Annotated in this window: 19 protein-coding genes; 8 read left to right on the top strand and 11 right to left on the bottom strand. The window is 73.8% G+C overall.

The genetic code is table 11. The features are described from left to right. The first annotated feature begins 47 nt into the window (after positions 1 to 47). The 3 genes from AB0O21_RS03665 (at position 48) to AB0O21_RS03655 (ending at position 2911) form a co-directional block, all read left to right on the top strand. A complete protein-coding gene (locus AB0O21_RS03665; protein ID WP_365165746.1) occupies positions 48 to 503 on the top strand; it encodes a carboxymuconolactone decarboxylase family protein in 456 nt (151 codons plus the stop codon). 50 nt (positions 504 to 553) lie between these two features. Continuing rightward, positions 554 to 1015 (top strand): DUF1801 domain-containing protein, encoded by a 462-nt coding sequence (locus AB0O21_RS03660; protein ID WP_365165744.1) that lies wholly within the window; start codon positions 554 to 556, stop codon positions 1013 to 1015. A 681-nt stretch (positions 1016 to 1696) separates the two neighbouring features. Next, the gene (locus AB0O21_RS03655) at positions 1697 to 2911 is read left to right on the top strand and encodes a C40 family peptidase (protein WP_365165742.1); all 1215 of its coding nucleotides are present in this window, start codon (positions 1697 to 1699) and stop codon (positions 2909 to 2911) included. Here AB0O21_RS03655 and AB0O21_RS03650 read toward each other — a convergent pair. Genes AB0O21_RS03650 through AB0O21_RS03630 form a run of 5 tightly spaced genes read right to left on the bottom strand, consistent with a single transcriptional unit; the run spans position 2845 to position 8483 of the window. Next, positions 2845 to 4122 carry a styrene monooxygenase/indole monooxygenase family protein gene (locus AB0O21_RS03650; protein WP_365165739.1) on the bottom strand — a complete coding sequence of 426 codons (1278 nt, stop codon included), beginning with the start codon at positions 4120 to 4122 and terminating at the stop codon, positions 2845 to 2847. The two genes, AB0O21_RS03655 and AB0O21_RS03650, sit on opposite strands and share 67 nt — an antisense overlap. A 12-nt stretch (positions 4123 to 4134) precedes the next feature. Beyond that, a complete protein-coding gene (locus AB0O21_RS03645; RefSeq protein ID WP_365165736.1) occupies positions 4135 to 4755 on the bottom strand; it encodes an ATP/GTP-binding protein in 621 nt (206 codons plus the stop codon). Next, positions 4736 to 5125: a DUF742 domain-containing protein gene (locus tag AB0O21_RS03640; RefSeq protein WP_365165734.1), complete on the bottom strand. Its 390-nt coding sequence runs from the start codon at positions 5123 to 5125 to the stop codon at positions 4736 to 4738. Before AB0O21_RS03640 ends, AB0O21_RS03645 begins: the two co-directional genes overlap by 20 nt. Beyond that, positions 5122 to 5601, bottom strand: coding sequence for a roadblock/LC7 domain-containing protein (locus AB0O21_RS03635; protein WP_365165732.1), 480 nt, complete (start codon positions 5599 to 5601; stop codon positions 5122 to 5124). Before AB0O21_RS03635 ends, AB0O21_RS03640 begins: the two co-directional genes overlap by 4 nt. Beyond that, positions 5598 to 8483, bottom strand: coding sequence for a nitrate- and nitrite sensing domain-containing protein (locus AB0O21_RS03630; RefSeq protein ID WP_365165730.1), 2886 nt, complete (start codon positions 8481 to 8483; stop codon positions 5598 to 5600). The genes AB0O21_RS03635 and AB0O21_RS03630 overlap by 4 nt, the downstream gene beginning before the upstream one ends. A 386-nt stretch (positions 8484 to 8869) precedes the next feature. Here AB0O21_RS03630 and AB0O21_RS03625 point away from each other — a divergent pair, with 386 nt between their 5' ends. Next, positions 8870 to 9643 (top strand): hypothetical protein, encoded by a 774-nt coding sequence (locus tag AB0O21_RS03625; protein ID WP_365165728.1) that lies wholly within the window; start codon positions 8870 to 8872, stop codon positions 9641 to 9643. A 232-nt stretch (positions 9644 to 9875) separates the two neighbouring features. Here the strand turns inward: AB0O21_RS03625 and AB0O21_RS03620 are convergent, their stop codons facing one another. The 3 genes from AB0O21_RS03620 to AB0O21_RS03610 all read right to left on the bottom strand — a co-directional run bounded on the left by AB0O21_RS03620 (position 9876) and on the right by AB0O21_RS03610 (position 13933). Beyond that, entirely contained in the window at positions 9876 to 10316 is a 441-nt protein-coding gene (locus tag AB0O21_RS03620; protein ID WP_365165725.1) for a MarR family transcriptional regulator, read from the bottom strand. A 347-nt stretch (positions 10317 to 10663) separates the two neighbouring features. Next, on the bottom strand, positions 10664 to 13066 hold the full coding sequence (gene lon, locus AB0O21_RS03615; RefSeq protein WP_365165723.1) for an endopeptidase La: 2403 nt from the start codon (positions 13064 to 13066) through the stop codon (positions 10664 to 10666). A 96-nt stretch (positions 13067 to 13162) separates the two neighbouring features. Next, a complete protein-coding gene (locus AB0O21_RS03610; RefSeq protein WP_365165721.1) occupies positions 13163 to 13933 on the bottom strand; it encodes a DUF4097 family beta strand repeat-containing protein in 771 nt (256 codons plus the stop codon). 144 nt (positions 13934 to 14077) lie between these two features. Between AB0O21_RS03610 and AB0O21_RS03605 the strand changes: the two genes are divergently transcribed. Then, positions 14078 to 14548 carry a MarR family transcriptional regulator gene (locus tag AB0O21_RS03605; RefSeq protein ID WP_365165719.1) on the top strand — a complete coding sequence of 157 codons (471 nt, stop codon included), beginning with the start codon at positions 14078 to 14080 and terminating at the stop codon, positions 14546 to 14548. Here AB0O21_RS03605 and AB0O21_RS03600 read toward each other — a convergent pair. From AB0O21_RS03600 to AB0O21_RS03590, 3 genes are all read right to left on the bottom strand, one after another. Beyond that, on the bottom strand, positions 14545 to 15297 hold the full coding sequence (locus AB0O21_RS03600; protein ID WP_365166369.1) for a VOC family protein: 753 nt from the start codon (positions 15295 to 15297) through the stop codon (positions 14545 to 14547). The genes AB0O21_RS03605 and AB0O21_RS03600 overlap by 4 nt on opposite strands. A gap of 145 nt (positions 15298 to 15442) precedes the next feature. Then, a complete protein-coding gene (locus AB0O21_RS03595) occupies positions 15443 to 16282 on the bottom strand; it encodes a sulfurtransferase (RefSeq protein ID WP_365165717.1) in 840 nt (279 codons plus the stop codon). 410 nt (positions 16283 to 16692) lie between these two features. Further along, positions 16693 to 18297 (bottom strand): hypothetical protein, encoded by a 1605-nt coding sequence (locus AB0O21_RS03590; RefSeq protein ID WP_365165715.1) that lies wholly within the window; start codon positions 18295 to 18297, stop codon positions 16693 to 16695. Between the two features lie 61 nt (positions 18298 to 18358). On the opposite strand from AB0O21_RS03590, the gene AB0O21_RS03585 reads away from it, so the two are divergent. The 3 genes from AB0O21_RS03585 (at position 18359) to AB0O21_RS03575 (ending at position 20670) form a co-directional block, all read left to right on the top strand. Further along, a complete protein-coding gene (locus tag AB0O21_RS03585; protein WP_365165713.1) occupies positions 18359 to 18682 on the top strand; it encodes a hypothetical protein in 324 nt (107 codons plus the stop codon). Positions 18683 to 18862: 180 nt separating this feature from the next. After that, complete coding sequence (locus AB0O21_RS03580) at positions 18863 to 19603, top strand: response regulator transcription factor (protein WP_365165711.1); 741 nt, start codon at positions 18863 to 18865, stop codon at positions 19601 to 19603. Further along, positions 19600 to 20670, top strand: a complete 1071-nt coding sequence (locus AB0O21_RS03575) for a HAMP domain-containing sensor histidine kinase (RefSeq protein WP_365165710.1) — start codon at positions 19600 to 19602, stop codon at positions 20668 to 20670. Before AB0O21_RS03580 ends, AB0O21_RS03575 begins: the two co-directional genes overlap by 4 nt. The last annotated feature ends 244 nt before the right edge of the window (positions 20671 to 20914 follow it).

Below are 20914 nucleotides of genomic sequence, written 5' to 3'. Positions count from 1 at the left end.
ACGGCTGTCATGGAGTCACACACCGAGGAACAAGAGGAGCAACCGAAATGAAGTCTCGTATGCAGAACCCCGCCATGGTGCTGTCCGACGCGATGCAGCCCATCCAGGAGATCTTCAAGGCCGTGCACTCCGGCGGGGTGGACGGGCAGACGCTGGAACTGGTGCACCTGCGGGTCAGCCAGATCAACGGCTGCAGCGCCTGCGTCGACGGCGGCGCGAAGTCGGCCCGGAAGGCCGGCGTGAGCGACGAGCGGCTGGCCACGGTCGCCGCGTGGCGGGAAGCCCCGTACTTCACCGACGAGGAGCGCGCGGCCCTCGCCCTGGCCGAGGCCGCGACCCGGCTCGCCGACCGGCCCGACGCGGTGGACGACGAGGTCTGGGACGCCGCCGCCACGTACTTCGACGAGAAGCAGCTCGCCGCGATCATCCTGATGATCGGCGTCACGAACATGTTCAACCGTCTGAACGCCACGACCCGCCAGATCGCCGGCGCCTGGGGCTGAGCAAAACCGATCATACAATCCAAAAAGCCACACAACGGGAGGACGTCACCATGAAGACCACGAAGAAGGCCACCGACACCACCGCCGACAACTTCACCGACGAGGAACGCGCCGCGATGAAGGAGCGGGCCAAGGAGCTCAGGGCGTCCGCGCGCCGCACCTCGAAGGCCGACAAGGCGGCGGAGGACGAGGCCGCGGTGGTGGCGAAGATCGCGGAAATGACCGGCTCCGACCGCGTCCTGGCCGAACGCATCCACGCGATCGTCAAGGACAACGCCCCGCACCTCGCCCCGAAGCTCTGGTACGGGATGCCCGCGTACGCCAAGGACGGCAAGATCCTCTGCTTCTTCCAGAGCGCGGAGAAGTTCAAGGCCAGGTACGCGACCCTCGGCTTCAACGACCCGGCGAACCTCGACGAGGGCACCATGTGGCCCACCGCCTTCGCCCTGACGGCCCTCTCCCCGGCCGCCGAGGCCACGATCGCCGCCCTCGTGAAGCAGGCGGCGGGCTGACCTCACCCGCACGAGCCCCGGCCACCCGCTCCACGGGCCGGGGCCGCCCCATGCCCGCCGACAGCCGTCCGGCGCACCAGCCCCAGACGACCGACGGACGCCATCGTCGAGAAGCGCGTAGCGATCCGACGCGCCCCACCCGCCCCGAGGCGCTCGTGGCCGAGGCCTGCCCATGGCTGCCGCCTGCCCAGCTCGGCGACCGGCCCTCAAGGCCCCCGGCCCCGGGCCTTCCGGTGCGGGCACCAGCCCCAGACGACCGGCGGACGCCATCGTCGAGAAGCGCGTAGCGATCCGACGCGCCCCACCCGCCCCGAGGCGCTCGGCCCCGGGCCGGGGCCCGCCCCCACCAGAGCGGGGCCGGACATCCCCGACCACCCCGCCCCGGGCACTACGGACCGGCCCGTCCCTTTGGGGGTTTCCCGGCAGTCTTCGTTTTTCCGTGGCGGGACGGCCTGTCAAGGGCGGCCGAAGGCCGTCGCGCAGCGACGCGAACGAAGTGAGCGCCCTTGAGGGACCGGCCCGACGCGGAAGGACGATGAGACTGACGGGAAAGCCCCAAGACCTCTCTGCTTCCGGCCGACCAGGACCCGCCAACCGGGTGACCCCGCCCCCGCCTCCCGACCCGCCTGGCCGATTTGTCATACCGGGCGTGGAAGCATCGGGCGCCTCGGAGGTGATCCCATGTCACAGCGGCCGCTTCGCGCTGCCTGTATCGCCGCGGTGCTGCTCCTCGCCGGGCCCGTCCCGCAGGCCGGCGCCGAGCCGGCCAACCCCACCGCACCCCACCCCGCAGCCCCCGCCGCCCCCGCCGCCCCCGCCCCGGAATCCGTCGGCGTGCTGCTCACCCGTCTCCAGGGCCTGTACCAGAAGGCCGAGGAGGCCACCGAGGCGTACAACGCCACCGAGGTGGCGCTCAAGGCCGGCCAGGACGAGGAGCGGCTGCGCAGCGCCGAGCTCGGGAAGGCCCGCGGCGCGCTGGACGCCGAGAAGGCGCTGGCCGGGCGCCTCGCGCGGGAGCAGTACCAGGGCACCCGGGGCGCGCTCTCCCCGTACGCCCGGATGCTGCTCGCCAAGGACCCGCAGTCCGCCCTCGACGAGCGGCGGCTCGCCGCCCGCGAGGGGGCGCGGCGGGCCGGCGTACTGGACCGGCTCACCCGGAGCAGGAACGAGGCCGACGCGCTCGCCGCCCGGGCCCGCAAGGCCCTGGAGACCCAGCAGGCCCTGGCGGCCCGCAAGAAGGCCCACAAGGACGAGGTCGCGACACAGCTCAAGGAGGTCGAGCGGCTGCTGGCTTCGCTGACCCCCGCCCAACTCGCCCAGCTCGGCGCGCGCGAGGCCGCGGACACCGCCGCGGCCCAGCGGGAGCTGGTGGACTCCGGCCGGCTCCCCACCCGTACCGGCACGCCCACCGCGGCCGGCGGCGCGGCCCTCAGCTACGCGGCGGCCCAGATCGGCAAGCCGTACGTGTGGGGCGCGGAGGGGCCGGCCTCCTTCGACTGCTCGGGGCTCACCTCGCAGGCCTGGGCGCACGCGGGGCGGGCGATCCCGCGGACCAGCCAGGAGCAGTGGGCCCGGCTGCCGAAGGTGCCGCTGGACCAGCTGCGGCCCGGGGACCTGGTGGTGTACTTCCCGAAGGCCACGCACGTGGGCCTGTACATCGGCGGCGGCAAGGTGATCCAGGCGCCCCGGCCCGGGGCCCGCGTCAAGGTCTCCCCGATCGCCGCGAACCCGCTGCTCGGGGCGGTGCGCCCCGACCCCGACGGAACCCCGCTCGCGGAGTTCACCCCGCCACAGCTCCCTGACGAGGCCGCGGCGGGGGACGACACCGGCTACTCCTCCGAGGAGGCACCCACGGAATCCACGGAAGCCACGGAAGCCGAGACCTCCGCCAGGTAGTCCGCCGCGTCCTCCGGGTCGTAGAAGTACGCGTTGAAGTCGGCCGGGTTGTCGAAGCCGTTGGCGAATCGGTTCGCCACCGGCTGCAGCTGCCCGGCCGCACCGATCAGGTTCAGCACGTGCTCCGGCGGGACGCCCAGCATCGCGTTCGTCCACTGGGTCACCGGCTGCCCGGTGGTGAACCAGTACTTGTCGAAGGTGGCCTTCATCCACGCCTCGTCGAACGGGCCGTCCCCGTGCATCAGGATCGACGAGAGGTACGACGCCGCGCACTTGGCGGCCGAGTTCGAGCCCTGCCCCGTGATCGGGTCGTTGGCCACGACCACGTCCGCCACGCCCAGCACCAGCCCGCCGCCGGGCAGCCGCCCGATGGGCCCGCGGACCACGGGCGCGTACCGGCCCGCCAGGGTGCCGCCCGCGTCCGTCAGCTCGACCTTCGTCGCCCGCGCGTACTCCCAGGGCGTGAACTTCTCCATCAGCTCCAGCGTGAGCGCCAGGTGCTCCGCCGGGTCCTGCACGCCGTTGAAGACATCCAGCGGGCCGCCCGGGATGCCCTCCCAGAAGAGGATGTCCGCGCGCCCCGACGTCGTCAGGGTCGGCATGACGAACAGCTCGCCGACGCCCGGCACCAGGTTGCAGCGGACAGCCTCGGTCTCCGGGTGCTCCGGCCGCGGCCCGAGCCCGTGCACGTACGAGACGGCCAGCGCGCGCTGCGGGGCGTCGTACGGGGAACGCGCCGCGTTCCGCTCGAACATCGACACCAGCTCGCCCTTGCCGGCGGCGACCAGCACGAGGTCGTACGTACGGGAGAAGAAGTCCAGGTCGGCGACGGACGCGCCGTGGATGACCAGCTGTCCGCCGCGCTGCGCGAAGGTGTCCAGCCAGCCGGCCATCTTCACGCGCTGGTCGACGGACTGCGCGTACCCCTTGAGCTCGCCCAGCCAGTCGATCGCGCGGCCGGTGTCGGGAGCGGCGACCGAGACGCCGAGGCCCTCGATCTTCGGGGCCTGCTGCTCCCAGAAGTTGATCTGGAGGTCACGCTCGTGCTGGAGCGCCGTGTCGAACATGCACTGCGTCGACATGACCCGCCCGGTACGGATCTCGTCCGCCGTCCGGTTGGACATGAGGGTGACCTCGTACCCCTTCGACTGGAGTCCGAGGGCAAGCTGGAGACCGGCCTGGCCGGCTCCCACGACGAGTATCTTGCGCATCTCTCACGTTCTCTATTCGGGAGTGGTGTCGAGGGCGTGGCCCACCAGCGTCAGCAGGGATTCGACCACCGTGTGGCGGTGCCGCGCGTCCATGATCACGACGGGTACGTGCGGCGGGACGGTGAGCGCCTCGCGCACGTCCTCGGGCTCGTACGACTGCGAGCCCTCGAAGTGGTTCACGGCCACGGCGTACGGCAGCCCGCAGCTCTCGAAGTAGTCGAGCGCTGGGAAGCAGTCGCGCAGCCGCCGGGTGTCGGCCAGCACGATGCCGCCGATGGCGCCGCGCACGAGGTCGTCCCACATGAACCAGAACCGCTCCTGGCCCGGGGTGCCGTACACGTACAGGACGAGGTCGTCGTCGAGCGTGACGCGGCCGAAGTCCATGGCGACGGTGGTGGTGTTCTTGTCCGGGGTGCCGGACAGGTCGTCCGTCGGGACGCTGGCCTGCGTCATCACCGCTTCGGTGCGCAGCGGGGTGATCTCGGAGACCGAGGAGACGAACGTGGTCTTGCCGACGCCGAAGCCGCCCGCGACCAGCACCTTGACGGCGACGGGGGCGCGGGAGCGGTCGTACTGCCAGGGCTGGACGGGCTCGTCGTCGATCGAGGGCGGGTCAGAGACGGCGAAGACCACTGAGCACCCTTTCCAGCAGCGCGCGCTCGGGACGGCCCGTGCCGTGGCCCGTCCCGTAGACGCGGATCCTTCCCTGGTCGGCGAGGTCGCTGACGAGCACGCGGACCACGCCGAGCGGCAGCTTCAGCAGCGCGGCGATCTCGGCGATCGTGCGCATGCGGCGGCAGGCCTCGACGATGGCGCGCATCTCGGGCATGCGGTCGGGCTTCTGCGGGTCGGAGGCCTTCGTCTCCAGGGCGGCGACGAAGGTCTCGACGAGCAGGACCTGTGTGAACCGGGTCCGGCCGCCCGTGAGGGAGTACGGGCGCACACGGGCGGGGCGGCGGTCGGCGCCGCGTATCGGCAGCCGGTCGGAGGCCGGACTCCTCACGGGGTTTTCTCCATCGACTGGCGCAGCTCACTGCGGACTTCGGGGGTCAGGACGTGGCCGGCGCGGCCGACGAACAGGGCCATGTGGTAGGCGACGACGCTCATGTCGCAGTCGGGGGTGGCGTGCACTCCCAGCAGCGAGCCGTCGCTGATGGCCATGACGAAGACGGAGCCGTGCTCCATCGCCACCATGGTCTGCTTGACGGATCCGCCGTCCATGAGGGCGGCGGCACCGGTGGTGAGGCTGCCGAGTCCCGACACGATGGTGGCGAGGTCGGCGGAGGCGCCGCGCGGGCCCTTGGTCGTGCTCCTGGCCTGTGGTTCGCCCGCACCGGGGTCGGAGGACAGGAGCAGCAGCCCGTCCGAGGAGACCACGGCGACGGAATTGACGCCGGGTACCTCCTCGACCAGGTCGGTCAGCAGCCACTGCAGGTTGCGGGCCTGGGTGCTCAGTCCGTACGTACTGGGCGCGGTCATGTGCGTGCCTCCTGTGCGGTGTCCCCCCGGTCGGTGTGCCCCTGCGCTTGCGCTTGCTCCTGTGCCCCTGCGGCCTCGGCCGCCTCTGCCGCCTCGGCGGCGACGACCCGGCGGCCGTCCTGGGCCCCCTGGTAGAACCCGCCCAGCCGGCGCCGCAGCTCGTCGGCGTCGACGCGGCGGGGCGGCTCGGGCCGTACGTCCTCGGCGCGGCCGGCGGCGACGGAGCGCGGGGTCCGCTTGGGCAGGCCCTTGTTCGTGACGGCCTCCGCGTCGCCCTCGGCTTCGGGGTGACTGCCCTGGCGGGGCAGCCAGTTCCCCTCGGCGGGGGCGTGGCTGTGCGGGTCCGGCTCCGCCGGGGTCTCCGGTACGTCGGCCACCTGGTCGGCGGCGGCCGCGTCGGGCACGACCCGCGCGAGCAGCTGCCGCTCCCCTGCGGTGTCCAGGCCGGACTCCGGCTCCGCTGCGGCGGTGGCCGGCTCCGCCGGGACGGTGAAGACCTGGTCAGCGGGCGGCAGCCCGGCCGTGGCGGCGGGGCCCGCCAGGGCCTCGGCCAGGGTGATCGGGGCCGCGGCCGGGGCGGCGGGCTCGGCCTCCGGCTCCACGTCAGCGGTGGCCGGCTCCGCCGGGACGGTGACCACCTGGTCGGCCGACGGCAGCTGCGCCTCCTCCGGGGGAGCCGGCTCCACATCGGCGGCCGGGGCGGCGGCGGTCACCGCAGCCGGGGCGGGCTCCTCCTGGCTTGGCCGAGCGTCAGCGGAAGCGGCGCCGCGCGGGCGGGCCGGGAGGGTGTTCTCGTTGGCCTCCGCTATCACGCCCGGCAGGTGGAGCGCGGGCGCGCCCGGGGTGGCCAGGGTGTGGATCGGGGAGGCCGGCGGGGTGTCCGGGAGGAGGGAGGCGGGGACGACGACCAGCGCTTCGGTGCCGCCGTGCCGCGGGGCGCGGAGCTCCGCCGTGACGCCGTGCCGGGCCGCGAGCCGGCCGGCCACGTACAGGCCGAGGCCCAGGCCGTGTTCCGCCTCGGGCTCCTCGTCGTACGCGTCGGGATCGGCCAGGCGGGCGTTCAGCGACTCCAGGCGGTCCTCGGTGACCCCGATGCCCTCGTCCACGACGGACAGCACCACGTCACCGGAGTCCAGCAGCCACCCGGACACCTTCACCTTCGCGTCCGGCGGCGAGAACGTCGTCGCGTTCTCCAGCAGCTCGGCCAGCACGTGCGAGATGTCGTCGGCCGCGTGGCCCGCGACCTGCGTGTACGAGGGCAGGCCGGCGAGGTCGACCCGCTCGTAGCGTTCGATCTCGCTGACGGCGGCCCGCATGACGTCGACGAGCGGGACCGGCAGCCCCTGCCCGTGGCCGTGCTCCTGGCCGGCCAGGACCAGCAGGTTCTCGTTGTGGCGGCGCATGACCGTCGCCAGGTGGTCCAGCTTGAACAGGGTCGCGAGCCGGTCCGGGTCCTGCTCCTTGGACTCCAGCTCCTCGATGACCGCGAGCTGACGTTCCACCAGGCCCAGGGTGCGCAGCGAGAGCGAGACGGAGGTCGTCGACATGATGCGGCGGTGTTCTTCCAGACCCGCCCGCAGCTTCGTCAGCTCCTCCTCCAGCACCTCGCGGCTGGAGGTCAGCGCCTCGTTGCGGCCGTTGAGCCGGCGCCGGTCGGCGTCGAGCCCGGCGATCCGGGTGTGCAGGGAGACCGTCTGGTCGCGGACCGCGTTGAGGTGGCGTACGACTTCGGCGAACTCGTCGTTGCGGCCGGTGAACCGGACCGGTTCCACGGAGCCCTCCGGCGTCGCCAGCCGCTCCGCGCCGCGGCGCAGGACGGACAGCGGCCGGGTGAGCGAGCGCGCGACGGCGGTCGCGAAGCCCACGGCGAAGAGGAAGAGCACGCCCATGGCCGCGATGACCAGTTCGAGCCGGGTCACGTCGTCGTCGCGCAGGGCGGCGAGGGCGGAGGACCGCTGGCCCGCCAGCGTCGATTCCACGGACCGCATGCGGTCGATGCGGGCGGTGAGCGCGGTGCCCACGGCCGCCCCGTCGGTCTTGCGGTCGGCGGAGGTCAGGGTGGGCCGGTCGGTGAGCCGCTTGAGGTAGTCGTCGGCCGCCTTGACCTCGGGGCCGGTGACGGTCGCGGCGAGGGTCTGCCGTACGTCGGGACGCGCGGCCCGCGCGAAGTCGTCCAGGGCGGCCTGTTCCCGTACGCGGGCCCGCTGGGCGGCGGTGGTGAGCTCGTCGACCACCGCGGAGTTGGGGGCCTGGTCGCCGCGGGGGACGGCCAGTGCGGCGAGCAGCAGTCCGCGGGTGGCCGAGGCCTGCTCCACGGCCTGGCCGAGCGGGGCCAGGGGGCGGGTGGTGGCGAGGGCGTCGGTGGCGCGCGGCGGGGTCAGCTCGGCGAGCCGGTCGCCGGGGGCGAGGAGTTCGGCGATGACGCCCGCGTAGGCCTGGTGGGCGGCGAGGGCGCTGCCCTTGCCGTCGACGGCCTCGGCGCGGACGGCGCGGATGCGGGCGAGGGTGCGGGCGGTTTCCTCGTCGGCCTCGGCCTGGACCTCGGCGAGTTGCCGGTCGGTGCGGGCGGCACGCTCCTGGACGGGCCCCTTGGCGTTGCCGGGGCGGCCCTTGGCGGCGTACTCGACTGCGGCGTCGCGCTCGTCGCCGAGGAGGTGCGCGAGGGTGAGCGCCTGACCGGTCTGCTCCGCGAGGGTGACCAGGTGCTGGGAGTCGTTCAGTTCCCTCGTGGCGGAGACGACGGCGGGTGCGCCGGCCGCGAGGACGGTGAGGCCGGTGACCGCCACTCCGACGACCAGCCTGCGGCGCACGCGGACGCGTCGTCCTGCGGGGGCCGGGCCGTCGCTGGCGGTGCCGTTCTTCCGAGACCGCTTCTTCTGCACCGGTGCTCGCAATCCTGTACGTGTGCTCTTGCTCGTCTACTCGTGTGGCCGAGGTAACGGCCGGTCAACAAGTAAACGCCCCCTGCCCCCTCGTACCGCCTCAGACCTTTGCAGCGTGTTGGGGAGAGAGCCGCACATCGCCCACCCGGCCACTCGAACGAGTGAACATCACGGATGAGTTGGCTTCCAACTCGGACAGGTGGCGCCAGGGCGCTGCCGTGGACAGGCGGTTGAAAGATCGATGGGGGCTTTGGCAGGATGCCCGCCCACACCGGCGGGGGCCGACGCCTGCCGCCCGTACGGGAGCCGCGCGGGGCGGTCCGCCCCGTCCCGCTTTGGTACGGACCTGCCCGCGCGCGGGGCGGCCCGCCGGGCAGTATGTCCGTATGCGCATCGACCTCGCCTCAGCCCCCGGCAACCCGGAACGCCCCAATGAGGACTGGGCGTCGGCGGCGATCCCCGCCTCCGGCGGCGGGGTCCTGGTCGCCCTGGACGGGGTCACCCCGCCGAGCGGCGACGACGGGTGCGTGCACGGCGTGCCGTGGTTCGCGGCCCGGCTCGGCGGCCGATTGACCGAACTGTCCGGATCGCGGCGGGACATGCCGTTGCGTCGGATCCTGGCGGAGGCGATCCGCGGGGTGGCCGAGGCGCACGGGGGCGGGTGTGACCTTTCTCACGTCCGCACGCCGCAGGCGACGGTGGTGATGGTCCGCTGGGACGCGGCCTGCGTGGAGCACCTCGTGCTCTCGGACTCCGTACTGCTCCTCCAGGCGCCGGAGGGCGAGGTGACGGCGGTGCTGGACGACCGGCTGGACCGGGTGCCGCGGGAGGTGCTGCGGTCGGTGGCCGCGACGGACGCGCTGCGCAACGCGGAGGGCGGCTTCTTCACGGCGGCCGCGGATCCTGCGGTGGCGGAGCGGGCGGTGACGGGGCGCACCCCGCGCGAGCGGGTACGGGCGGTGGCCGCGCTGACGGACGGGGCGAGCCGGTGGACGGACACGTTCGGGGAGGGCGACTGGGCGGAGTGCGTGGCCTTGCTGCGCAAGGAGGGCGCGGAGGGCCTGATCGGCCGGGTCCGCGCCATCGAATCCGACCCGACACGGGCGGTCCCGCGCGGAAAGCGCCACGACGACGCGTCGGCGGTCTACGCGGAGCTGTAGTCCGGGTGGCTGCGGTGTTCCGCCAGGCCGGGGCGGGGCCTGCCCGGGCCTTCCGGCGCCGGCCGGGCAACTCCAGCCCGTCCGGCGTTTGAGGACCGGGGTCTGGGGCGGAGCCCCCCACGCGGCGGAGCCGCATATTTCGGTACGCCGGGAAGGGGCGGGGGGGGGAAGGCTCCGCGCAGCGGCCGCACCCCCGCGGGGCAAGGGCCGCCGGGGCCGGGCGCGCGCCGGCCTACTCGCCGCCCGCGTTCAACTGGTTCAGCAGGCGGGCCAGTTCCGCCACCTCGCCGCGGTCCCAGTCGGCCAGCTTGCGCATGTACTGCTCGCGGCGGGCGTCCCGTACGCGCAGGAAGCGTTCCCGGCCCTCTTCGGTGAGGCCGACCAGGAAGGCCCGGCCGTCGGCGGGGTCCGGCTCGCGGGCGACCAGGCCGAGGACCTCCAGGGCCCGCAGCTGCCGGCTCATGGTGGCCTTGCCGACGCCGAAGTACGCGGCCAGTTCGGTGGCCCGCTGCCGGCCGGCCGCCTCCAGGCGTACGAGGAGTCCGTACGCGGCCGGTTCCAGCTCGGGGTGGAGCTCGCGGGCCATCTCGCCGGAGGAGGCGCGGGCCCGCCGGAGGAAGACGGACAGTTCCCGCTCCAGGGCAAGGAACTCCTGGTCTTCGCTCGCGTGCACGTACGGCTCCTTCGGTGGTGTGTGAGCAGCCAGTATTTCGCAGCCCACCCGGCGAAGGCCCGGGACCCCGCCGGTTCCGACGGGGTCGGGAGTGCGGCGGGGTGCCCCCGCAGGGCTCCGAACTGGGCCCCCTCGGCCCTCCGACCCCTGGAAACGTTCGGAGCCCGAGGAGGTACCCCGGCGCGCGCCCGGCCCCGGCGGAACCGACCCCTTCGAACCCGGCCCGGGGTAGGCCGGCGCAGTTGCCCGGCCGGTCCGGAACTCCCGCCGGGCCGCGGCCTGGCGGGAGGCCCGGGCGGGAGGCCCGCCCGGGCCCGGCTCTCCCCCCGCCCCGCCGGACCCAGGCGTTACGCGGCGGCCGGGAGCGGGACGGCCGCTTCCGCCAGGGCCAGCGCCAGCACCTGGCGGACGTCCGTCACCGGGTGGACCTCCAGCCCCTCCAGCACCTCGGCCGGGACGTCGTCCAGGTCGGCCTCGTTGCGCTTCGGGATGATGACCGTGGTCAGCCCGGCCCGGTGCGCGGCCAGCAGCTTCTGCTTGACCCCGCCGATCGGCAGGACCCGCCCGGTGAGGGAGACCTCGCCGGTCATCGCCACGTCCGTGCGGACCGTCCGCCCGGACAGCAGGGAGGCGAGGGCCGTGGTCATGGTGACGCCCGCGCTCGGGCCGTCCTTCGGCACCGCGCCGGCCGGGAAGTGGATGTGCACGCCCCGGTCCTTCAGGTCGGCGACCGGGAGTTCCAGTTCGGCGCCGTGCGAGCGCAGGAAGCTCAGCGCGATCTGCGCGGACTCCTTCATGACGTCGCCGAGCTGGCCGGTGAGGGTGAGCCCCGCGGCCCCCGTCTCCGGGTCGGCCAGCGAGGCTTCGACGAAGAGGACGTCGCCGCCCGCGCCGGTCACGGCGAGCCCGGTGGCCACGCCGGGGACGGCCGTGCGCCGCTCGGCCGGGTCCTGGGCGGACTCCGGTACGTGGTGCGGCCGCCCGATGAGCCCCCGCAGGTCGTCGGCGCCGATGCGGAAGGGCAGTTCGCGCTCCCCCAGCTCGTGCTGCGAGGCCACCTTGCGCAGCAGGCGCGCGATGGACCGCTCCAGGGTGCGCACGCCCGCCTCGCGGGTGTACTCCCCGGCCAGCTTGCGCAGCGCGTCCTCCTCCAGCGCCACCTCGTCGGCGCCGAGGCCGGCGCGCTCCAGCTGGCGCGGCAGCAGGTGGTCGCGTGCGATGACGACCTTCTCGTCCTCGGTGTAGCCGTCGAGGCGGACGAGCTCCATCCGGTCGGCGAGGGCCTCGGGGATGGCCTCCAGGACGTTGGCGGTGGCCAGGAAGACCACGTCGCTCAGGTCCAGTTCCACCTCCAGGTAGTGGTCGCGGAAGGTGTGGTTCTGCGCGGGGTCGAGGACTTCGAGGAGGGCGGCGGCCGGGTCGCCCCGGTAGTCGGAGCCGACCTTGTCGATCTCGTCGAGGAGGACGACCGGGTTCATGGACCCGGCCTCCTTGATGGCCCGTACGATGCGGCCCGGCAGCGCGCCGACGTACGTGCGGCGGTGGCCGCGGATCTCGGCCTCGTCCCGGACGCCGCCCAGGGCGACCCGGACGAACTTGCGTCCCATGGCGTGCGCGACGGACTCGCCGAGCGAGGTCTTGCCGACGCCGGGCGGCCCGACGAGGGCCAGTACGGCGCCGCCGCGGCGGCCGCCGATGACGCCCATGCCGCGCTCGCCGCGCCGCTTGCGGACCGCGAGGTACTCGGTGATGCGGTCCTTCACGTCGCTCAGCCCGGCGTGCTCGGCGTCGAGGACGGCCCGCGCGCCCTGGATGTCGTACTGGTCCTCGGTGCGCTCGTTCCAGGGCAGTTCGAGGACGGTGTCGAGCCAGGTCCGGATCCAGGAGCCCTCGGGGCTCTGGTCACTGGACCGCTCCAGCTTGTCGACCTCCTTGAGCGCGGCCTCGCGCACCTTCTCGGGGAGGTCGGCGGCCTCGACGCGGGCCCGGTAGTCGTCGGACTCCTCGCCGTCCTTCTCGCCGTTCAGCTCGCGCAGTTCCTTGCGTACGGCTTCCAGCTGGCGGCGCAGCAGGAACTCGCGCTGCTGCTTGTCGACGCCGTCCTGGACGTCCTTGGCGATGGACTCGGCGACGTCCTGCTCGGCGAGGTGGTCGCTGAGCGCCTTGATCGCGAGCTTGAGCCGGGCGACCGGGTCGGCGGTCTCCAGCAGCTCGACCTTCTGGGCCGCGGTCAGGAACGGGGAGTAGCCGGAGTTGTCGGCGAGCGCCGAGACCCCTTCGATCTGCTGGACCCGGTCCACGACCTGCCAGGCCCCGCGCTTCTTCAGCCAGCTGGTGGCGAGCGCCTTGTACTCCTTGACGAGCTCGGTCACCGCGCCCGGCAGCGGGTCGGGCACCGTCTCGTCGACGGTCTCGCCCTCGACCCAGAGCGCGGCCCCGGGCCCGGTGGTCCCGGCGCCGATCCGGACCCGCCCGCGGCCGCGGATGAGGGCGCCGGGGTCCCCGTCGGAGAGCCGCCCGACCTGCTCGACGGTCCCGAGCACGCCCGTCCCGGCGTACGTCCCGTCGACGCGCGGCACGAGCAGCACCCGGGGTTTCCCCTTCCCCGCGCCCGCCGCGGCCTGCGCGGCCTCCACGGCGGCCCGCACCTCGGCATCGGACAGGTCCAGCGGAACGACCATTCCGGGCAGCACGACCTCGTCGTCGAGCGGCAGCACGGGCAGAGTGAGCGTTACGGACGTCGAAGCCATGATCTTCCCTCCGGCAGTGAAGTTGAGCTATGCCGACTCAATGCATCTGCGCGGCCCTATGTTCCCCAACGCCCGTTCGCCGGGGGCGAACAGTGCTCACACGGCGGAGATGCGGACGTCGCCCGAGGTGGTCTTCGCCGAGAGGCGGGAGGGGGCCGCGGGGTCCGTGGGGAGGGTGACGTCCCGGGAGCCGGAGGTGGTGGAGACCGCGAGCTGGTAGGGGGCCGGGGGGACCTTCAGGGTGACGCTGCCCGAGGAGGTCTCGGCGCGCACGGAGGAGGGGGCCTTCGCGAAGTCCAGGCGGGTGTCGCCGGAGTCCGAGCGGACGTCCGCGTCCGGGCCGGTCAGGCCGGTGGCGGTGATCGTGCCCGAGGACGTACGGATCTTCAGCGGGCCCGCGATCCGGTCGGCGGTGACCTGGCCGGAGTCCGCCGCCACCTCGGCCGCCGCGACGCCCGTCACGGTGATCCGGCCGCTGCTGCTCTCCAGCTTGACCCTGGCGGCGGCCGGGACCTCCAGGCGGTAGTCGACGTAGCAGGTGGAGGAGCCGGAGCAGCCGCTGGTGAAGGTCAGCACGCCGTCGGCGACCCGCTGGCCGGGCGTCGGCGCGGTGTCGCCGCGGTAGTGGACGGTGCGCCGGACCGTGACGCCGGGGCCGGTACCGGGGGTGACCTCGATGGAGCCGGCCCGGACATCGCCCACCTCCACGGAGGTGACGGGCTCGGTGACGGTGGCGTCGGCGGTGGCCGTCTTCTTCGGGCCGCCCCCGAAGGAATCCCCGAAGGAGCAGCCGGCCAGGAGGAGTCCGGCCCCGAGGGCGACGGCTGCGGTGCGGGCGAGGCGGGCCGGCATGGCGTGAGAAGTCATGCGTCGATGCTCGCGCGGGACGGCGGCGCGGCCGATGGTGCCGGTACCCGAACCGCGGGTGGGGTTAACCCCCGATGTTTGACCTCAAGTGGGCTTGAGGTACTACGGTTCGAGAAAGAACGATCTTGCAAGGGGGAACCGCAGATGACCACGACCCAGCACCTCACCGACACCGAACTCGCCGCGCAGCCGGCCGCGTACTGGACCGGACTGGCCTACGAAGCCCTGATCTCCTTCACCCGGGCCCGGCAGGCCGAGCTCGGCCACACCCAGCCCGGGTTCTGGCTGCTGCGCAACCTTTCGCCCAACGACCTCTCCGCCGACGGCGAAGGCATGACGATCCCTCAGCTCCAGGAGGCCATGAGCAGCTACCTGCGGCCCGAGGACGACCTGGCCGCGGAGGCCGAGGTCCTGCTGGAGCGCGGCTGGCTCACCCGCGACGGCGACGGACGGCTGTGGATCGCCGAGGCGGGCGAGGAAGCCCGCGTCGGCCTCAAGCAGCACTTCCCCGCCCTCCGCGGCGCGATCCACGAGGGCATCGACGACGCCGACTACGTCACCACGCTGAAGGTGCTCCGGCAGATGATCCTCAACGCGGGAGGCACCCTTCCCTAAGCGGGCTGCTCCGGCGCCGTGGCGGCGATGACGGAGAACACGGCGCCCTGCGGGTCGGCCAGTACGGCCATCCGTCCGGCCACCATGTCGAACGGGGGCGCCAGAACGTCGGCGCCCGCCCGCACCGCCGCGGCGCTGACGCTGTCGACGTCGTCCACGGCGAAGTACGCCATCCAGTGCGGAGGGGTGCCGGGCGGGGCCTTCTCCAGGGTCATCATGCCGCCGACGGCCCGGCCGTCGACCTGCCACTCCACGTAGCCGTCGGCGCCCTCCATCCCGGAGGGCTTCGGCGTCATGGGCAGCGTCGCCGCGTAGAACCGGCCCGCGGCGTCCGTGTCGCTGGTGCTCAGCTCGTTCCAGATCAGCGCGCCCGGCTCGTTGACGATGCCGGCACCCGTGAAGGACTTCGCCTCCCACAGCCCGAACACCGCCCCCTGCGGGTCGGCCACGACCGCCATGCGGCCGAGGTCCATGACGTCCATGCCCGGCACGACCACCTTGCCGCCGGCGTCGCCGATCCTGTCGACGGTCGTGTCGGCGTCGTCCGTGGCCAGGTACGTCGTCCAGACCGCCCGGGGCATCGGGTCGGGGGTGGTGCCGTCCGGGTTCATGGCCGCCATGATCCCGGCGACCGGCTTGCCCTTGAGCGAGCAGACCGCGTAGCCGCCGGTCTCCGGCGGCCCGGCCTCGCCCTGCCACCCGAAGAGGTCGCTGTAGAAGTCGATCGCGCTCTGCTGGTCCGGGACCATCAGGTCGATCCAGCAGGGCGTACCTGCCTTGTAGGGGCCGTTCTTCTCGGGCACGGGGTCTCCATTGGGGCGGATGGGTGAGGACGGGCGTTCCGTACCCCCACGACGCCCCGGAAATCCGCCCGTTCGGGTGACTTTGCGGCCCTCAGGTGGTCACCGGGCGCCCGTTCGAGGGAAGGCCCCACTCGCTCCAGGAGCCGTCGTAGACCGCCGCCTCCCCGTAACCGGCCAGGTCCGCGCCGAGGGCGAGCACGCAGGCGGTCACGCCGGATCCGCAGCTGAAGTAGAGCCGTTCCCGGTCCCCGGCCAACGCCTCGAAGGCCTCGCGGAGTTCCGGTGCGGGCCGCATCCGGCCGTCCTCCCGCTGGAGCTCCCCGAAGGGCAGGTTCAGCGCGCCCGGCATGTGCCCGGAGCGCAGCCCCGGGCGGGGTTCCGGGGCGGTGCCGGCGAAGCGCCCGCGCGTGCGGGCGTCGAGGACGGCGGCGGCCGGGTCGGCCAGGGCCGCGGCCACGGTGTCGCCGTCGACCAGCAGCCCGGGGCGCGGCCGGGCGGTGAAGGAGCCGCGGGGGCCGTCGTAGGACGCCGGCCGGCTTTCGACGGGCAGTCCGGCGGCCGTCCAGGCGGGCAGCCCGCCGTCCAGGACCGCGGCCCGGTCGAAGCCCATGGCGCGCAGCATCCACCAGGCGCGGGCGCTGGAGTAGACGCCGGCGGCGTCGTAGACGACGACGGTGGAGTCGTCGTCCACCCCGAGGGCCCGCATCTCCTCGGTGAACTCCCCCGCCCCCGGCATGGTGTGCGGGGCCGCGGCCACGTGGTCGGACAGCGCGCCGTCGAGGTCGAAGGGGCGCGCGCCGGGTATCCGCCGGGGGGCTCCGCGGTGTTCCCCGACGGAGGCGTCGAAGACGACGAGCCCCTCCCCGAGCCGCGGGGCGGTCCATTCGGCCGCGACGAGGGGGCCGGGGAGCGGTGTCGCGGGTGCGGGCATGCGGGGCCTCCGGGGGGCGTGCGGGCTGACCGCCCCATCCTCGCGCACCGGGCCCCCAGTGCGGCCGGCCGCTGCGCGGGGCCGGGTCCCCTACCCGCCCTTCCCCCGTTCCCCGGGGCTCCGCCCCGGACCCCGCCGTCGTCCGCCTGCGGACCGTGTCCCGGGGGCCAGCCCCCGGACCCCCGCTCCTCAAACGCCGGAGGGGCTGAAACCAGCAGCACGTGGCGGTCTACGGGAGCGAAATCCAGCCCCTCCGGCGTTTGAGGAGCGGGGTACGGGGCGGAGCCCCGGTCTTTGAGCCGCGCCCGACGGACGGCAGGAGGCAAATCCAGCCCCTCCGGCGTTTGAGGAGCGGGGTCTGGGGCGGAGCCCCAGGGGTGGCGGCGGCTCGACCGGCCGGCCCCCGGGGGTCAGGGGCAGTGGCCCGGGCGGGCGTACACCGCCACCCGCGCCCCCCGCACCCCTGTCAGCGAGCAGCGCTCGAACCCGTCCGCCAGGACCTCCCGTTTGGCCGCTTCCCCCGGGTACGGGTCCAGCGGCTGGTCGGCCGGGTCCGACAGGGCGATGACGCGCGGGGAGGCGAGCAGGGCCGCGCGGATCGCCTCCGGGGGGAGTTCCGTGCCCTGGAGGCTGCGCGAGGCCGCCGGGGAGCGGTCGAGGGCCACGTCCCGCAGCCCCTCGTAGACCCCGGGCGAGGACAGCAGCCACTCGCGCCGCCGCGAGGGCATGAACACCACCGCGTCCCCCGGCCGGGCCCGCTCGCGGACCGCGGCGGCGACCGCGAGGGCGTCGTCCTTGCGGCTGTCCGGAGTCCGGAGCCACACCGACCACCACCCGAACGGCACCAGCAGGGCCACGACCAGCAGCCACGGCCACGGCCGCCACCCGCGGAGGGCCGCCAGCCGGGCCCCGGCCAGCAGGGCGAAGCCGGCCAGCGCGTAGAGCACGTACCGGTCGACGTACCAGGGGTGCACGAGGGAGAGCGCCATCAGCAGCCCCGGCGGCAGCAGCGCGAGCGGCAGTGCGACCCGTACGAGTTCCCGTTCCGCGCCCCGCGCGAGAAACAGGGAGGCTGCCGCGAGGACCAGGTACGCCGTCCAGTCCTGCCAGCTCGGCCGGCCGAGCCAGCCCAGCTGCTGCTGCGCCTGCCGCGCGCTGACCAGGGCCAGCGGCAGCAGCAGGACCGCGACGGCCCCGGCGGCGATCCGCCAGCCGCGCGAGCGCCACGCGGCGCAGGCGTGGGCGAGCAGGGCCAGCGCGGCGAACTCGTGCAGCCAGCACCCCGCCAGCAGCACCACCGCGTACGCGGTCCAGCGCTCGCGCAGCATCAGGTACGTCGCCCACACCACGGCCGCCGCGACGAGGGCGTACGAGCGCCCCTCCTGGGCGTACGCCTGCACGGGCGGGAGCAGCGCGTACCCGAGGCCCGCGAAGAGCGCGGCCCGCTCCCCCGCGAGCCGGTGGGCGACGGCGGCCACCCCGGCGGCGGCCACGGCGGTGGCGGCGACGGAGGGCAGGCGCAGGGCCCACAGGCCGCCGTCCCAGGCGAGGAAGACGCCGTGCATCAGCAGGTAGTACAGGCCGTGCACGGCGTCGACCTCGCCCAGCAGCTCCCGGATCCCGCCGAGCGGCCGGTGCGCCACCTGCCAGGTGACGGATTCGTCGCGCCACATGCTGCCGCCGCGCTCCAGGCCCCAGAGGCCGAGGAGTACGGCGAACAGCGGAGGCAGCACGCGCCAGGGGGCGATGCGGCGGATGTCGGCCTCCGGGATGCTGTCGTTGCGGGTGTGGGGACTCCATACTCGTGGTTCGGCCCGAGTACCTGCGGAGGTGGGTGTGCGCGCGTTCCGAGCGGTGGCGGCGGTACTGCTGAGTGCGGTGGTCCTGGCGGGGTGCGGTCCGGCCGGCTCGCCCTCCGGCTCGAAGACCGGCTCCCCGGGCGGCTCGGCGTCCCAGGCGCCGTCCGACGCGCCGTCCGGCCCGCCGTCCGGGTCGTCGAGCACCAACGGGGACACGCCCCCGCCGGCCTCCCCCGGCCCCACCACCGCCGCGCCCCCCGCCGCCACCGAGACCCTCGTGCGCGTCAGCCGCAGCGGCGGCTTCGCGGGCCTGACCCACACCGTGATCGTCAAGGGCGACGGCTCCTGGACGCAGCTGGACGCCAAGGCGAAGACGACCGGCACCGGAAAGCTGTCGCCGGAGCGGCTCGACACCCTGCGCGCCGCGCTCAAGGCGGCCGACTTCCCGCACCTGCCGAGGGTGTCGACGGGCGGCCCGGTGATCTACGACGGATACACCTACGCCTTCGTCCACGGCGGCTTCGAGGTGGCCTCCGACCAGGGGTCCATGCCGCCCGCGCTGACCGCCGTACTGGACGCGCTTCCCCCCTTCACCGGGTAGGGCGACACCCTTCGCATACCGCCCCCCATCAGGACTTTCGATGCAAATCGTCCTGTGGGAACCCCGCATAGCCGCAGGCCGGAGCCTCCTCTACGCTGCACCCCTGACACACGAGACCAGACGGATCAAACAGATCAGACGGATCAGACGGATCAGCACGGGTCGGCACCGGGACGGGACATGGAACAGACACACACCACCCACAACGGCGGCGCGGCGACCCCTGGCGCCCAGCGGCGCGTACTCGTCGTCGAGGACGACCACACCATCGCCGAGGCCATCGCGGCCCGCCTGCGGGCCGAGGGCTTCCAGGTACAGACGGCCGGGGACGGGCCGGCCGCGGTCGCCGCGGCGGAGAGCTGGATTCCCGAGCTGATCGTCCTGGACATCATGCTGCCCGGCTTCGACGGGCTGGAGGTCTGCCGCCGGGTCCAGGCCCAGCGCCCGGTCCCGGTGCTGATGCTCACCGCCCGGGACGACGAGACGGACCTGCTGGTCGGGCTCGGGGTCGGCGCGGACGACTACATGACGAAGCCGTTCTCGATGCGCGAGCTGGCCGCCCGGGTCCACGTGCTGCTGCGGCGCGTGGAGCGGGCCACCCTCGCCGCGCACACCCCGCGCGGGGCCACCCTGCGCCTGGGCGACCTGGAGATCGACCACGCGCAGCGCCGGGTCCGGGTGCAGGCCGAGGACGTGCACCTGACGCCGACCGAGTTCGACCTGCTGGTGTGCCTGGCCGGGACCCCGCGCGCGGTGCTCTCCCGGGAGCAGCTCCTCGCCGAGGTCTGGGACTGGGCCGACGCGTCCGGGACGCGTACGGTCGACAGCCACATCAAGGCCCTGCGGCGCAAGATCGGCGCGGAGCGGATCCGTACGGTCCACGGCGTCGGGTACGCCCTGGAGACCCCGGCGCAGACGTGACCGGCCGCCGGCCGCCGGGGGAAGGGCTGCGGCCCTTCTCGCCCTTCTCGATCAAGACCAAGCTGGGCACGCTCGTGGTGGTGTCGGTCTTCATCACGACGGGCCTGCTGCTGGTGGCCCTGCGCACCGACACCGAGCTGCGCTTCATCACGGTCTTCTCGGTGATCGCCTCGATGCTGATCACGCAGTTCGTGGCGCACGGCCTGACCTCGCCGCTGGACGACATGACCACGGTGGCCCGGGCGATCTCGCACGGCGACTACACCCGCCGGGTGCGGGGGGCGGGGCGCCGCGACGAGCTGGGCGACCTGGCCGCCACGATCAACCTGATGGCGGACGACCTGGAGGCGGTGGACCGGCACCGCAAGGAGCTCGTGGCCAACGTCTCGCACGAGCTGCGCACGCCGATCGCCGCGCTGCGGGCGGTCCTGGAGAACGTGGTCGACGGGGTGTCGGCCGCGGATCCGGAGACCATGCGCACGATGCTGAAGCAGACCGAGCGCCTGGGCCGGCTCGTGGAGACCCTGCTGGACCTGTCGAGGGTCGACAACGGGGTGGTCCCGCTGAAGGCGCGCCGCTTCGAAGTGTGGCCGTACCTGTCGGGCGTCCTGAAGGAGTCGGGGCTGGCGGCCGCCGGCCGGCCGGGGCTGCTGTCGGGTTCGGGCGGGCACACGCGCAACGACGTACACCTGCACCTGGACGTGTTCCCGCCGGAGCTGACGGCGTACGCGGACGCCGAGCGGCTGCACCAGGTGGTGGCGAACCTGATCGACAACGCGGTCAAGCACAGCCCCCCGCACGGCCGGGTCACGGTCCGCGCCCGGGGCGGCGACGCGCCCGGGAGTCTGGCGCTGGAAGTACGGGACGAGGGCCCCGGCATACCCGAGTCGGAGCGCGCCCGGGTCTTCGAGCGGTTCAACCGGGGCAGCGCGCGCGGCGGTGACGGCGGTACCGGGCTGGGCCTGGCGATCGCCCGCTGGGCCGTGGAGCTGCACGGAGGCCGGATCGGAGTGGCCGAATCGTCACGCGGCTGCCGCATCCTCGTCACGCTTCCGGGCAGCTCGTAGGCGCGGTGTTGACGTAGGGTTCGAGTGGGAAGGACATGATCTCGGCCACACGTACCCGGGGTCCGTCAGGGGTGCGAAGCCAGGGGGCCGCAACCTCGGTGCCCCCTACCCGAACCACGCTTGTTTCCCGCCATTCCAGACGGTGAAACCCGCCGTTCGATGTGACCTGCATGACGGATGTCCCGCCCGGTCTGCATCTCACGGCCCGAGAGGCGTAGCCTTTATTCCCGCTGTCCATACCTTG

Origin of the sequence: Streptomyces sp. NPDC091371, from assembly GCF_040684275.1 — a bacterium.
GTDB lineage: Bacteria > Actinomycetota > Actinomycetes > Streptomycetales > Streptomycetaceae > Streptomyces.
This window is presented reverse-complemented; position numbering and strand designations above follow the sequence as displayed.